General features: G+C 67.3%; 17 protein-coding genes. 14 read left to right on the top strand and 3 right to left on the bottom strand.

Annotated elements, in window-relative coordinates; translation table 11 throughout:
* Positions 1–98 precede the first annotated feature (98 nt).
* The 13 genes from ACAG25_RS19235 to ACAG25_RS19175 are packed head-to-tail and all read left to right on the top strand — an operon-like array spanning position 99 to position 11,183.
* Positions 99–1,631 (top strand): nitric oxide reductase activation protein NorD, encoded by a 1,533-nt coding sequence (locus ACAG25_RS19235; RefSeq protein ID WP_370490072.1) that lies wholly within the window; start codon positions 99–101, stop codon positions 1,629–1,631.
* A gap of 28 nt (positions 1,632–1,659) precedes the next feature.
* On the top strand, positions 1,660–2,460 hold the full coding sequence (locus ACAG25_RS19230) for a CbbQ/NirQ/NorQ/GpvN family protein (protein WP_370490071.1): 801 nt from the start codon (positions 1,660–1,662) through the stop codon (positions 2,458–2,460).
* Positions 2,461–2,475: 15 nt separating this feature from the next.
* Positions 2,476–2,607 (top strand): hypothetical protein, encoded by a 132-nt coding sequence (locus ACAG25_RS19225; protein ID WP_370490070.1) that lies wholly within the window; start codon positions 2,476–2,478, stop codon positions 2,605–2,607.
* Positions 2,604–3,335 carry a hypothetical protein gene (locus ACAG25_RS19220; RefSeq protein ID WP_370490069.1) on the top strand — a complete coding sequence of 244 codons (732 nt, stop codon included), beginning with the start codon at positions 2,604–2,606 and terminating at the stop codon, positions 3,333–3,335. Before ACAG25_RS19225 ends, ACAG25_RS19220 begins: the two co-directional genes overlap by 4 nt.
* A 29-nt stretch (positions 3,336–3,364) precedes the next feature.
* Positions 3,365–3,793 carry a hypothetical protein gene (locus tag ACAG25_RS19215; protein WP_370490068.1) on the top strand — a complete coding sequence of 143 codons (429 nt, stop codon included), beginning with the start codon at positions 3,365–3,367 and terminating at the stop codon, positions 3,791–3,793.
* Positions 3,790–5,013, top strand: a complete 1,224-nt coding sequence (locus ACAG25_RS19210; protein ID WP_370490067.1) for a cytochrome P450 — start codon at positions 3,790–3,792, stop codon at positions 5,011–5,013. The genes ACAG25_RS19215 and ACAG25_RS19210 overlap by 4 nt, the downstream gene beginning before the upstream one ends.
* Positions 5,010–6,065: a dihydrodipicolinate reductase gene (locus tag ACAG25_RS19205; protein WP_370490066.1), complete on the top strand. Its 1,056-nt coding sequence runs from the start codon at positions 5,010–5,012 to the stop codon at positions 6,063–6,065. The genes ACAG25_RS19210 and ACAG25_RS19205 overlap by 4 nt, the downstream gene beginning before the upstream one ends.
* A 9-nt stretch (positions 6,066–6,074) precedes the next feature.
* On the top strand, positions 6,075–7,133 hold the full coding sequence (locus ACAG25_RS19200) for a dihydrodipicolinate reductase (RefSeq protein WP_370490065.1): 1,059 nt from the start codon (positions 6,075–6,077) through the stop codon (positions 7,131–7,133).
* Complete coding sequence (locus ACAG25_RS19195; RefSeq protein WP_370490064.1) at positions 7,130–7,543, top strand: hypothetical protein; 414 nt, start codon at positions 7,130–7,132, stop codon at positions 7,541–7,543. Before ACAG25_RS19200 ends, ACAG25_RS19195 begins: the two co-directional genes overlap by 4 nt.
* A complete protein-coding gene (locus tag ACAG25_RS19190; RefSeq protein ID WP_370490063.1) occupies positions 7,540–8,715 on the top strand; it encodes a cytochrome P450 in 1,176 nt (391 codons plus the stop codon). The genes ACAG25_RS19195 and ACAG25_RS19190 overlap by 4 nt, the downstream gene beginning before the upstream one ends.
* Positions 8,712–9,941, top strand: a complete 1,230-nt coding sequence (locus ACAG25_RS19185) for a cytochrome P450 (RefSeq protein WP_370490062.1) — start codon at positions 8,712–8,714, stop codon at positions 9,939–9,941. Before ACAG25_RS19190 ends, ACAG25_RS19185 begins: the two co-directional genes overlap by 4 nt.
* A complete protein-coding gene (locus ACAG25_RS19180) occupies positions 9,938–10,507 on the top strand; it encodes an isomerase (protein ID WP_370490061.1) in 570 nt (189 codons plus the stop codon). Before ACAG25_RS19185 ends, ACAG25_RS19180 begins: the two co-directional genes overlap by 4 nt.
* 16 nt (positions 10,508–10,523) lie before the next feature.
* Positions 10,524–11,183, top strand: coding sequence for an NAD(P)H-binding protein (locus tag ACAG25_RS19175; RefSeq protein ID WP_370490060.1), 660 nt, complete (start codon positions 10,524–10,526; stop codon positions 11,181–11,183).
* On the opposite strand, the gene ACAG25_RS19170 is transcribed toward ACAG25_RS19175, so the two are convergent.
* Positions 11,167–12,618, bottom strand: coding sequence for a cytochrome P450 (locus ACAG25_RS19170; protein WP_370490059.1), 1,452 nt, complete (start codon positions 12,616–12,618; stop codon positions 11,167–11,169). The genes ACAG25_RS19175 and ACAG25_RS19170 overlap by 17 nt on opposite strands.
* A 79-nt stretch (positions 12,619–12,697) precedes the next feature.
* Between ACAG25_RS19170 and ACAG25_RS19165 the strand changes: the two genes are divergently transcribed.
* Positions 12,698–13,381, top strand: a complete 684-nt coding sequence (locus ACAG25_RS19165; RefSeq protein WP_370490058.1) for a TetR/AcrR family transcriptional regulator — start codon at positions 12,698–12,700, stop codon at positions 13,379–13,381.
* On the opposite strand, the gene ACAG25_RS19160 is transcribed toward ACAG25_RS19165, so the two are convergent.
* Positions 13,356–13,799 carry an SRPBCC family protein gene (locus ACAG25_RS19160; protein WP_370490057.1) on the bottom strand — a complete coding sequence of 148 codons (444 nt, stop codon included), beginning with the start codon at positions 13,797–13,799 and terminating at the stop codon, positions 13,356–13,358. The genes ACAG25_RS19165 and ACAG25_RS19160 overlap by 26 nt on opposite strands.
* Positions 13,800–13,803: 4 nt before the next feature.
* Positions 13,804–14,052 carry an antitoxin gene (locus ACAG25_RS19155; RefSeq protein WP_370490056.1) on the bottom strand — a complete coding sequence of 83 codons (249 nt, stop codon included), beginning with the start codon at positions 14,050–14,052 and terminating at the stop codon, positions 13,804–13,806.
* Positions 14,053–14,061 lie beyond the last annotated feature (9 nt).

Genomic DNA, 14,061 nt, shown 5'->3' with positions numbered 1-14,061 from the left:
GTCTGGGAGATTCTGCGGTACGTGGCCGCGTGGGGCGGCACCGGTCTGGTCATCTGGTTCTGGTACTGGTTGTTCTCCAACCTGGGCACCTTCTGAGCATGTCCGAGCTGTCCGAGTCGTCCGCGATCACACTCGAGCGCGGATGCGCGCTGACCGCGGTCGCACTGAGCGGGCAGCGCCGAACCGGCGCGCGACTTGTGACAGGCCAGAATCGGGGATTCTCACTGAGTTCCACGTTGACCACCGTCTACGTCCCGTACCCGATCCGGCACCCGGACTGGACCCGTCGCACCGTGACGTGCGGAGTGGCGCTGCAATGCGCGCCGTCAAAGGATGCCGTCGCGGGTTATCGGCTCAACGAGCTCTCCACCCGGGAGTTGCTGGCGCTCAGTCATATCGAAGCCGGTGTCGCTGCCGGTTGGGTGTCGAGGAACTGGCCCGGGTTGGTCCCGGAGATCAACCGGCTGCTGCCCGATCTCGAGGTGATCGCCGACGACCTGGACGCCGACGAGATCCTCGACCGGGCCATCAGCCTGGCGCGTACCTCGCGTCCACTGGCACTCGACCCGCTGCTCGGACGTCTGCCACTGTCCTACACCGCGCCGCAGAACATCTCCGACAAATTGCGTCGTACCTTCGGGCGATTGCCGTGGACATCGAAGGAGAAGCGCCGCCCGCAACCGCATTCGGTCCCGGTGGGTGGCGACGGCGGGGTGCGCAACCCGAACCTGCCGCCTCCGTCCCGGCCTCAGGACAACGACCTCGACATCACCCCCGATCACCGTCCCGGCATCCCGTATCCGGAATGGAACGCCTGGACGCAGAGCTTCCTGCCCGATCACGTCGCGGTCCTCGAACGCGTCCACCACAGCCCGCACCGAGAACCCGACGCCGCCTCGGCAGAGCTGCGCAAGTGGTTCAGCGAACACACCCACCGCGCGATGCGTAACCGGCTCGAGGACGGAAGCGATCTCGACGTCGAGCAGTACGTCAACCACTACATCGACATGACGACCGGAGAGGCCGTCGAGCCCCGCATCTTCCGCGATCTGCTACCCACCAGCCGCGACGTCACGACCGCACTGCTGCTGGACGGCAGCAGCTCGCTGGGCGTGCAAGGCGGACGGATCTTCGCGCTCGAGCTGGCCTGCGCCGACGCCCTGTCGCGCGCGATGACGGCGGCACGGGAACGACACGGCATCTTCGTGTTCACCGGAAACACCCGGCACCGCGTCGAGGTCAACTGCCTCAAGGGTTTCGAGGAGCGCCGCTTCGTCCCACCCGGCAAGCTCGGCCTGAGCACCGGCGGATACACCCGCCTGGGTGCGCCGCTGCGGCACCTGACCAGCCGGCTCCTCGAACAACCCTCGGAGCGCCGACTGCTCATCGTGATCGGCGACGGCATGATCTCCGACGAAGGTTACGAAGGCCGCTACGCCTGGGCCGACGCGGCGCACGCTGTCGAGGAGGCCAACGAGGCCGGCGTGTCGATCTACTACGTCGGGGTCGGCCCCGCCCGCGTCGACCCGCTGCCCGAGGTGTTCGGTCCGCGGCGGTCGCAGCGTATCCGCCATATCGACGAACTCCCCCGCGTCCTGGCACACGTCCACAGAGAGTTGGTAGCGGCATGACCAGCAAGAAGCCGGAGGCGGATTGCGCATGGTAAAAGACAATTACTACGCGAACGGCAACGAGGTTCAGCTCTTCGAGCAGGCGTACCGCCAACGGCTGCCCGTGATGCTCACCGGGCCCACCGGCTGCGGTAAGACCCGGCTCGTCGAGCACATGGGCACCCTGCTCGGCCGACCGGTCGTCACCATCAGCTGCCACGACGACCTGACCAGTTCCGACCTCGTGGGCCGCTTCATGGTGACCGGTGGCGACGTGGTCTGGACCGACGGGCCGCTGACCCGGGCCGTCAAGGCCGGCGCCATCTGCTACCTCGACGAGGTGGTCGAAGCTCGTCACGACTCACTGGCAATCCTGCATTCGCTGACCGACCATCGGCGTGCGCTCTACCTCGACCGCGCCGGTGAGGTCGTCGACGCACCCGAGGACTTCATGCTGGTGTGCTCGTACAACCCGGCCTACCGCAGCTCGCTCAAGGAGCTCAAACCGTCGTTCCGGCAACGGTTCGTCACCCTCCCCATGCACTATCTCCCGCCGGACCGCGAAGCCGAGGTGATCGTCACCGAGACCGGTGTCGCGCTGGCCTCGGCGCAACGGCTGGTGCGGTGCGCCACTGCGATCCGCACCGCCGACGAGGTGTTCCACTTCGAGCCACCCTCGACACGGGTGCTGGTCACCGCGGCCCACCTGATCGCCGCCGGGGCCGGCGAGGTGGATGCGGCGCAGGCCTGCATCCTGGCGCCGCTGTCCAGCGACGGGGCCATCACCGCCGGGCTGCGCGAAATCGCCGCAGCCGCACTCACTGACGCCGAGCACGGCTCGACGCTCTAGGTAAAGGAGACCACCGTGGTCGATCAACAGGAACGCAATCGCAAGAAGGCGTTGATCATCGTCCAGATCGTCATCTACGGCTTCCTGCTGTCGATGTTCCTCATCCAGCTGTACATGTCGTTCGCGCGCGGGTGGTGGCATCTGTGAAAGTCCCCTCCCTCAAACGGGGTTCGGCAGACAAGAGCACCCCGGTGCGGGCGAGTGAGTCACTCAGCCTCGAAGAGCACCACGAGCAGTCGCGACTGGCGCAGCGACGCGCCGACAAGTGGATGATCGTCGGCGCGGCCCTGATGGGCATGTGGGCACCCGGTCTGATCGGATTCCCGATCTTCATGCGCGGGGTGTGGTTGCAACGCCAGGCACAGCGCGCGGGCATGTCGGTCCGCCCGATGATCGTCACCCTCATCGGCTATCTGGTGCTCATCGACGGCATGCTCAACAGCCTCGGCTGGGCTCTGGACATGATCGGCAACCACACGCTGATCAACCGTGTCCTGATGGTCGGGTGGGGCAACATGTTCGACGCCGGCTACTTCTGGCACTACAACGAGATGTGGGTCGGAGGGTCGGCCGCTCCCGGCGAGAAGGCCTATGTGATCGGCCTGATCCTGACCGTGTTCTCGATGCGCGTGGCCGCGGCCATCGGATTCTTACAGATGAAGCGCTGGGGCCACCAGTGGATGATCATCACCTGCTGGATGGGCATCGTGATCTGGTGCGCCTACGTGCTGAACATGACGATGTACGCCGACGTGCGCTACGCCGGAGTGGTCTTCCCGGTCATCGGGTGGTGGCTCTATGACATCTTCTACATAACCCCCTTCCTCGCGATCCCGTATCTGCACACGGTGAACCGCGAAATATTCACCGACTGACCAGATTTCGCGAACCCAGGAGGCTTCCCGTGACCACTCCGCAGACCACCGACGACGACAAGGCAGAGGACCTGCCCCCGGGCACCACCCCGTACTACGCCCGGATGCACCGCTACATCAAACGCGCAGTGCTGGTGTGCCTGGTCGCCCTGGTCATCGAGGGCGCGTTCACCCTGCCCTTCATGGCCGTGTACTACGGCTATCCGACCTTGAGCTTCACCGAGATCTGCAGTGAGCTGCTCAAGGTGCGCTACTCCGACGACGAACTCGAATGCAAGGTGCCCTACCCCGCATTCGGACCCCCAGAGGGCGCCGAGGGCAAGGACACCGCCCAGGACAAGTGGGGCGTGCAGCCGATTCCCAAGTACAACCGGCTCGGTTTCCGGGAGCTGGTGCAGATCCATGAAGAACGGGAAGCGCGTAAGGCCGCCGAACAACAGACCGAGACGAGTCCGTGAGCACCTGTCCCGCCGGGGAACACGCGCGCAACTGGGACCTGCGCCACGAGGACTTCAACGATCCGGACTTCCTCTATGACGTCTACGCGGTGATGCGCGACCGCGGTCCGTTCGCGCACACCGACACGCCGTTCCTCACCGCCACCCCGGGCGGCTCGTGGGTCGCCGTGCGGTACGACGAGTGCTACCGGATCCTGCAGGACTGGGAACACTTCTCCAGCAACCCGACCCCGGAAGCCTCCGAGCAGCTCGCCGGCGACCTCCTGATCACGCTGGACCCGCCGCGGCAGCAGAAGTTCCGCAAGGTGCTCAACCCGTATTTCTCACCGGCTCGGATGAAGGCGCTGCGGCCCGAGATCAGGGCCGAAACCGACCGCCTGATCGATGAATTCGTGGAGGCCGGCGCCGGGGACCTCGCGCAGGTGGCGTGGCAGCAACCGGGGATCGTGTTCTTCAAGTACCTGCTCGGGATGTCCACCGACGATGTGCCCCTGTGTGTCGAGCTCACCGACACCGCCCTCAACGGGGCCACCGAAGAGGCCCGGATGGCTGCGTGGGGCGGGATGTACCAGCACATCCACGATGCGGTGAAGGCACGCACCGACGAGCCGCCGCGTGACGACATGATCGACGTGCTGCTCAACGCCGAGATCGACGGCGAGCCACTACCGTTCGGGGACATCGTCGGAAATGCGATGCTGCTGGTGCAGGCCGGGCTGGAGACCACCGCCAGCGCGATGTCGTTCGCGTTCCACCACCTGGCGACCCACCCCGCCGAGCGGGACCGCCTGATCGCCGAACCGGACATCCTGCCACGCGCGGTCGAGGAGTTCATCCGGTACGCCGGCTCCATTCACGGAATCCCGCGGACCGTCGCCGGTGATGTCGAACTCGCGGGTCACACGTTCCGGCCCGGAGAGACGGTGCAGGTGAACTACGCATCGGCCAACCGCGACGAGACGCAGTTCCCCGACGCGCACCGCTGCATCCTGGACCGCCGCGACAACCGGCACCTCGGGTTCGGCGCCGGCGTACACCGTTGCCTCGGTTCGAACCTGGCACGCCTGGAATTCCAGGTGGGCCTCGAACAGGTCCTCGCACGACTGCGCGGCCTCGCGCTGGATCCCGCCGGACACCCGGCCTTCCATGGCAACTCGGTCACCCGCGGCTACCGGTCCATCCCCGTCACCTTCGCCCCGGGACCACGGTCGGCACCGTGACCTACCGAGTCGTGCAGTGGACCACCGGCAACGTCGGCAAGAAATCCGTGCACGCCGTCACCGCCAACTCCGACCTCGACCTGGTCGGCTGCTACGCCTGGTCGACCGACAAGGTCGGTGCCGACGTCGGCACGCTGTGCGGGATCGAGCCGCTGGGCGTATACGCCACCGACGACATCGAGTCGCTCCTGGCGCTGCGTCCCGACTGCGTGGTCTACAACCCGATGTTCGCCGACCTCGACGAGTTGGTGCGCATCCTCGAACACGGCATCAACGTCGTGACCACCTCCGAGTTCATCAACGGCCCCGGCGAGGGCGCCGGCCGCGACCGGGTTCTCGAGGCATGCACACGCGGTGGCGCGACGATCTTCGGTAGCGGCATCAACCCCGGGTTCATCCAGCTGTTCGCGATCGTCACCGCAGGAATCTCCGACCGGGTCGACCGCATCGCCATCGTCGAATCCTTCGACACCACCATCTACAACTCGCCGGCGACCGAGATACCCATGGGTTTCGGCTATCCCATCGACCACCCCGACCTGCCTGACATCACCGAGAAGGGGTCGGCGATCTTCGCCGAAGCCGTACAGCTGGTGGCCGACGCCCTCGGCACACAGCTCGACGAGGTGCGGTGCACGGCGCAGTACGCGCAGACCACCGAGGATCTGACCCTGCCCGGCGACTGGACGATCGAGAAAGGTTGTGTCGCAGGGATCGACGTGTGTTGGCAGGGAATCGTCGGTGACAGGGACGTCATCGAGATCCGCGGTGTCTGGACCAAAGGTCAGAGCCTCGATCCCCACTGGGACACCACGTTCGGGTACACCGTCACCGTGGAGGGACGGCCGACGATCACCTCCACGCTGGCTTTCCAGCCGCCCCCGGACTTCACGGCCGAGACGATCGACGACTTCATCATGCTGGGCTTGACCATCACGGCCATGCCCGCGATCACCGCCATCCCCGCAGTCGTCGCGGCCGCACCGGGCATCGCGACCTACACCGACCTGCCGCTGCTGCTCCCGCGCGGCGTCCTGTCGACCGCAAGATGAGGAGTGGGTGTGCCACAGCGAACCTATCGCGTGATTCAGTGGATGACCGGCGACGTCGGCCAGGCCGGACTGCGCCACTTCATCGAGAACCCCGTCTACGAGCTCGCCGCGGTCCTCGTGCACAACCCCGAGAAAGTCGGCAAGGACGCCGGTGAGCTCGCCGGCACCGCGCCGGTCGGCGTGGCCGCGACCGATGACATCGAAGCAGTGATCGCAACCGACGCCGACTGTGTCTTCTACACGCCGGTGATCATGGACGTCGACACGGTGTGCCGCCTGCTGGAGTCGGGGAAGAACGTCGTCACCACGAGCGGCTTCTACTACCCCACCGCACAATTCCACGAACCCGGGGAACGGATCCGCGCGGCCTGCGTCGCCGGCGGAGCCTCATTCCATTCCGGGGGAATCCATCCCGGCTACGCCGGGGACATTCTGCCGCTCACCCTGGCGCGCGTGGCCAGCCGCATCGACAAGATCGAACTGTTCGAGGTCGTCAACGTGCTGACCGACGCCCCGCTCGACCACATCGACTGGATGGGCTTCGGCAAGGACAAGAACACCTTCGTGTCCGAACCCACCCTGCTCGGCCTCGGCGTGCCGTTCTTCGCGCAATCGATGCACATCATCGCCGACGGCCTCGGCGTGACCATCGACGAGGTCACCGCCGCCGACGTCCGCGCCGCCACCGCCGCCACCGACATCCCGCACCCGGAGGGTGTCCTGCCCCAGGGCACCGTCGCCGCCCAGCACCACGAATGGACGGCATGGGTCCAGGGTCGTCCACTGATCGTCTACCACGCCATCTACCTGATCGGCCGGGGCGAACAACTCGATCCGCCGTGGGACTGGGGCACCACGCGCTACCGGTTGATCATGCACGGCGACCCGAACACCGAGCTCACCCTCCAGGGCCTCGAACAACCCGACGGCACCATGGTCCACCCCGGGTACACCTGGACCGCGATGGGAGCGGTGAACACGATCCCCGACGTCTGCGACGCGCCGCCGGGCTGGCTGACCCACCTCGACCTCGGTCTCGTCCAACCGCGCGGGCTGGTCCGTCCATGACTGCCACGAGCCGGCATCACGTCGTGTTCGCGGTGGCACCGCAACGCCAGAGCGCGCTGCTGTCGTTGTTCACCGACCTCGGATTCACCTTCAACAGTGCCGATCTCGCCGAACTCGGCATCCACGTGGATCTCGACTGGGAGCACGGCATCGAGCTGATCAGCCCGATCGCGGGATCGACCGGGCAGGTGGCGGCCTCGGTCAACGAGTTCCTCGACCGACACGGCGACGGCGTCTACACCGTGGTGGTCCGCGTGGCGGAGGCGGCGGCCGCGGAGAGAGTCACCGAACGCTACGACGCGACCGTCCGCTTCCGGCAGAGCTTCGCCGGGGAGGGCCACCACCTCGACGAGATCGATCTGTCGGTGCTCGGTCTCCCGCTGACCCTGCTGGCCACCAACGTGCCATGACCGCCATCGACGCCCTGCCGATCGTCCGGTACGAAGATCTGCCGATGGCGCGCGACCGCGCCGCCGGCTGGGACCGACTACGGGAACTGGGCCCCGTCCTCTCCGGCGGGGACGGCTGGTACTACTTCACCCGCCGCGACGACATCCTGGCCGCGCTGCGGGATCCGGCCGTCTACTCCTCGCGGACGTCCTACGACGACATGATCAGCCCGGTGCCCCTGGTGCCGTTGGGTTTCGACCCGCCCGAACACACCCGCTACCGCAGGATCCTGCACCAGTACTTCAGCCCGCAGACCCTGTCGGCGCTGTTGCCGTCGCTGCAGGCCCAGGCGATCGACATCATCGACCCGATCGCCCGACGTAGCGAATGCGAGGTGATCGCCGACCTCGCCGTCCCCTACCCCTCCCAGGTCTTCCTCACGCTGTTCGGACTTCCTCTGGAGGACCGTGATCGGCTCGTCGCCTGGAAGGACGCGATCATCGCGGTCAGCCTGGCCACCGACCCCGAGAGCGTCGACCTCACACCGGCCGCAGAGCTGTTCGGATACCTGACCGAAGCCGTTGCGACACAACGGGACAACCCCGGTGCCGGAATCCTGTCCGATCTCCTGCACCGCGACGACCCGTTGACCGACGCCGAGGCCACCGGCCTGTCCCTGGTGTTCGTGCTCGCCGGCCTGGACACGGTGACCGCCACCATCGGCATGGCGCTCCTGGAACTGGCCCGGCGCCCTGACGTGCGGGCCCACCTTCGGGACAATCCGCCTGCGGTCGCCGGTTTCGTCGAGGAGATCGTCCGGCTCGAACCCGCCGCGCCCATTCTCGGGCGGGTCACCACTGCGCCCGTCACCGTCGCCGGTGTCCGACTGCCCGCAGGGACACAGGTGCGGCTGCCCGTCGGCGCAGTGAACCGCGATGGCGTCGACGCCGACTCGACCGACGACCTGATCCTCGACGGCCGCGTGCACAAGCACTGGGGTTTCGGCGCGGGACCGCACCGTTGCCTCGGAGCGCACCTGGCCCGCATGGAGCTGCGCCTCATCGTCTCCGAATGGCTGTCCCGGATACCGGATTTCGAGATCGCGCCGGGGTGGGTTCCCGAGATCTCCTGGCCGGCAGCCACATGCGGGCTGCCGAAGCTGCCGCTGACCATCGGCAGGGCCGCTCGGTGAGCACCACGACCCGCGGCACCGACATCTTCGCCGCCGGACTGCCCACGCTGGACTACGGGTTGACCGACACGCCGCAACGGATCTACCCACAGTTTCGCGCCGCGCAGCAGCAGGCCCCCGTCGCACTCGGACCGATCGGGCCGGAAGTGCTATCCTACGAATTGGCCCGCACGGTACTGCGCGACCCGAGGTTCGTGGTCCCGCAGGGCATCCACCTCTCAGCGCACGGCATCACGTCAGGTCCGCTGTGGGACCGGGTCACCCGCAGCATCCTGAACATGGAGGGCGACGAACACCGTCGGCTGCGCGGGCTGGTCTCGCGCGCCTTCACGCCCAGGGCCACAGCGCATCTGCACGGCACGATCCGTTCGGTGATCAACGAGCTCATCGACGCCGCCACAGCGTCGTCGCGCTGGGAGTTCGTCTCCGACATCGCCCGGCCCTACCCGATCCCGATCATCTGCGCGCTGCTGGGCGCACCGCGACAGGACTGGCAGCAGTTCTCGCGGTGGGCCGACGACATCTTCAAGATCGTCAGTTTCGACTGCGACCTGGCTGCGGAACAACCCACGATCCTTCGAGCCTGGGATGAGTTCGACGACTACATCGACGCGATGATCGCGCAGCGCAGACGACAGCTCACCGATGATCTGCTGTCGGAGCTGATCCGCATCGAGGACAGCGGTGACCGCCTCGACGCCGCGGAAGTCCGCATGCTCGCGTTCAGCATCCTCGTCGCGGGGACGGACACCACCCGCAGCCAACTGGCCGCATCCATGCAGGTGCTCTGCGAACATCCCGACCAGTGGGCGCTGCTGCGGGAGCGTCCGGAGCTGGCGATGCCCGCGGTCGAGGAGACGATGCGCCACTCGCCGTCGATGTGCAGCACCGTGCGCAGCGCGTCCCAGGACGTCACGATCGGTGAATATCTCTTCCCGGCAGGTTCTTTCATCGTCGTCAACACCTACGCCGCCAATCGCGACGCCACCGTGTACCAGGACCCGGAACGCTTCGACATCACCCGCGAGGCTCCACCGCCGATTCTGACGTTCGGTGGCGGCGTGCACTACTGCCTGGGCGCGAACCTGGCCCGACTCGAGCTCAGCGAAGCCCTGCAGGTGCTCGCCCACCGCATGTCCGATGCCCGCTGCGTCGGCGAGGTGCCCTGGAAGCCGCTGCTGGGCCTCAGCGGACCGATCCGCATGCCGATGGAGGTCTCCCGATGAGCTACCAGATCGACCCCGACGTCCTGCGCGGTGTCGCCGCACGCGTGGCCGGGTCGTCCACCGACACCGACGAGGTCGTGCGCACGGCAGTCGAGTTGCTCGCCGACGAGTACCCGCACCTCATCGATCCCGCCCCCGGCCGGTGGGTCGGCAGTAAGGCCGGCGGCATCCTGGGCAAGGTGCGGTTCCTGTACTTCAGCACCCGGGAGTACATCGTGATCTTCGGCTCGCCCACCGGTACGCAGGGGTTCTCCGGACGCTACAAGCACGTCGACGTGCACAAGTTCCTGTTGGCCGGCCGAATCGACTCCTACGACCTGGAATCCGACGACACCGGTGCGCTTCCGCCGCTGCTGCCCGGTGGACACACGTGCCTGCAGCGCGGGCACGCACGCGGCCTGACCATCCACCCCGGGTCCTGGCACATCGAGTACGGCCGCGGCGCCGTCGTCACCACGCTGCCGTTCGCGATGGTAGACACGTTGGTGGTATCGCTGGAACTCGAATCAGTGCGCCGATCGACAGCGGAGTTCACGAACCTGGTCCGCCGTCGGCTCCGCCGCTGACGAAGGGAAAGACCTCATGCGTGTCGTCATCGCCGGCGGACACGGCAAGATCGCGTTGCTGACCGAACGACTGCTGTCCGAGCGGGGTGATTCGGTGGCCGGGTTCATCCGCAATCCCGACCACGCGGCCGACCTGGGGGCAGCGGGCGCCGAGCCGATCGTCCTCGACCTCGAGAACTCCGACGTCGAGACGGTGGCGTCGCATCTGCGGGGTGCCGACGCGGTGATCTTCGCCGCCGGCGCCGGGCCCGGTAGCGGCGCGGCGCGCAAGCAGACCGTCGATCGAGACGCGGCGATCCTGCTCGCCGATGCCGCCGAAGCCGCCGGGGTGCGGCGCTATGTGATGATCTCGGCGATGGGCGCCGACGCGCAGGTGCCCGACGATGTCGCCGACGAGGTGTTCGTCGCCTACCTGCGCGCAAAGGGTGCCGCTGACGACGACATCCGTTCTCGTGCAGGGCTTTCCACCACCATCGTGCGGCCCGGCGCGCTGACCGACGACCCGGGCACCGGCAAGGTGCGCCTCGCCGCGCAGACTGGGCGCGGAAGCATCCCGCGCGCGGACGTCGCGGCGGTGCTGGTCGCGGTTCTGGACGCGCCGGACACCGGCGGTCAGACCTTCGAGCTCGTCGAAGGCGATACACCGATCCCTGAGGCGCTCACCGCGCTGGGATAGCCCGCAGCCTGATCGGGAGGCCGTCGGCGGGCGTCGGCCCGGTGCCCCAGACCATCCGCGGCCGGTAATCATCGGGAACGCTCCATTCGAACTGCCTCAGCAGTCGATGCATGATCGTCTTGACGCTCATGTCCGCGAACTGCTGACCGATGCACTTGTGGGCACCTCCGCCGAACGGCGCGAACGCATACCGATGGATGGCGGAGGCGTCGGCGCCGCCGTCGACGAATCGGCCGGGGTCGAACAGGTCCGGGTTCGGCCACCAGTCGGCCAGACGCATCGACGCGTACACGTTGACCGCCACCTGCGTCTTGCGTGGAATGAAATGCCCGGCGATCTCGGTGTCCTTGACCGTCTGCCGGAACAGCGTGCCTGCAGGGGCGTACATGCGCAGGGTTTCCTTGAACGCCGCGTCGAGGAGCGAATAGCGTTCCAGCCCACCCAACGTGGAATCCTCGAGCGGGGTACGTTGCGCTTCGTCGCGCAGCGCGTCCTGCCAGACGCTGTTGCGGCCCAGCTCGTAGACCATCATCGAGACGGCGATCGCACTCGTGTCGTGAGCGGCCATCAGCAAGAAGATCATGTGGTTGACGATGTCGTCGTTGCTGAAGACGGCGCCGTCGTCGCTGCGGCTGCGGCACAACATCGAGAACAGGTCGGTGCCGTCGCCCGCGCGCCGCGCCGGCAACTGGGCGGCGAAATACCGTTCCAGGCGTTCCCGGGCGCGCAGACCCCGCGCCCAGGTCCCGCCGGGGACATCGGCGCGGACGATGGCCTGTCCGCCGCACACGGTGTCGTGGAAATCCGCGGCGAGCTGATCGGCTTCGTCACCGAGGGTGGCGCCGACGAACACTTCCGCGGCCAGGTCCAGCAACAACTTCTTGACCGCCGTGTAGAACGGAAAGCCTTGCGCCGGAGCCCAATCGGAGACAGTGCGCTCGACTCCCGGGTGCATCAGATCGAGATAGCCCTCGAGCGCGCTGCGCGTGAAGGCGTGCTGCATGATGCGGCGGTGGTCGCGGTGCTCCTCGAAGTCGAGCAGCATGATGCCGCGGTGGAAGAACGGGCCGATGACCGGTGCCCACCCGCGTTCGCTGGAGAAGGCCTTGTCCCTGTTGATCCACACCGTCTCGAGCGCTTCCGGGCCCATCGCCGACACCACCCGGAAACCGACCCCACCCGCCCACCACACCGGGCCGTAGCGGTCATACCGCTCACGGGCGAACGCGAGCGGGTCGACGAGGGTGCTGACAACGTGGCCGAGCACCGGGAAGCCGTACGTGCCCATCACCGGTTCGAGACCTGAGCCGGCCGGCGGCCGCGCCAGGGGGCGTTCGGGGCTGGGATAGCGGGACGTCACGGCAGCCGCCACGCCCTGCAGGTGGGTCTTCGCCGCGGTGACGATCGACGTGTCCAGCCATTCGATGGTGGTCATCGCACCCCCTCCCGGGCCGTCTGGTACGAAACCGTGCCAGAATTCTGTGATGGGTGTCAAGAGGTGCGACGATGGTCCGATGTCCGCACCGTCGCCCCGCCCGTACGGCGGCCGCTCCGCCGAGCAGCGGCGTGTGGAGCGACGCGGCAAGCTGATCGACGCCGCCCTGGACGTCATGGCGGCCAACGAATGGCGCGCGATCACCGTCGACAAGATCTGTGCCACCGCAGGACTGAACAAGAGGTACTTCTACGAGAGCTTCCCCGATCTGGATGCCGTCGCCGCGGCCGCGGTCGACGACATCGCCGCCGGTGTCAGCGTCGTGACGCTGTCGGCAACCGCCGCGACGGCTGCCGAACCTCTCGAGCGGCAGGCGGCCGCTGCGGTCGGCGCCGTGGTGCGTCATCTGGTGACCGACCCGCGCCGCGCCCGCGTGCTGCTCGGCGGTGTGGCGGCGTCGCCCCCTCTGCACCGTCACCGGGCGACGGTGATGCGGGGGTTGACCTCGGTGCTCGTCGCCAATGCGCGCAGCGTGCACGGAGTCGAATTGGAGAGCGACCCGTTGGCGGAGGTCGCCCCCGCGTTCGTCATCGGGGGCACCGCCGAGGCGATCCTGGCCTACGTCGATGGTCGTGCGCGGGTGAGCCTTGAGGAACTCGTCGACAGCCTGACCACGTTGTGGCTGATCACGGGCAATGGGGCTGCCGATGTCGCGCGGTCGCGGCTGCAGCCGACGGTCAGGCCGGGGCGAAGACGGTCTTGAAGCGGTTCAGCGACTCCTGGATATCGCCCTTGAGTGCGCCGGCGACCACCATGCCGATGGGACCGAACAGCGCCGGGCCGCCCAGGTGGATGTCGAACGTCACCGTGGAGCCGGCACCCTGAGAAGCGGGCCTGATCTTGCCCATCAGTTTGACCTTGACCCCGCCCTTACCGTCACCGTTGAGCGTCATCGACTCCGGCGGACGGTAATGCACGACCTTCCAGTGGATCCGATTGGGCATGCCCTTGACCTCGACGATCGAGTCGAGTTCGGTGCCCTTCTCGATGACGTCGGGCAGGCGTGACCGCCACACCCGGTGAATCGACAGCCACTCCCGGTAGCGGGACAGATCCGAGGCGCACTCCCAGGCCTTCTCCGGCGGCAGGGGGACGTCGACGGAAACCGACAGTTTGGCCATCGCGTTACGAGACGGGTGGGTCGGCGGGCGGCTGCTGCCGAGGCGGCTGGGCCGGCGGTTGCTGCGCCGTGCCCGGAGCCGGGGGGTTGTTCTTGGTGACGTAGTTGCGGGCGGCGTCCTGCGCCTTGTCGACGTGTTGGGCGTACTTGCCCTGGGTCTTCTTGTCGAAGAAGTCGCCGGCCTTCTCGATCGCGTCGCCGGCCTTGTCGGGATTCTTCGCCACCCAGTTCTTCACTTTGTCCAGGAACGACATGTTCGCGAG

Origin of the sequence: Mycobacterium sp. pV006 (assembly GCF_041287115.1) — a bacterium.
GTDB lineage: Bacteria > Actinomycetota > Actinomycetes > Mycobacteriales > Mycobacteriaceae > Mycobacterium.
The sequence above is the reverse complement of the archived record's forward strand: the minus strand, read 5'-3'. Positions and strand labels throughout refer to the sequence as shown.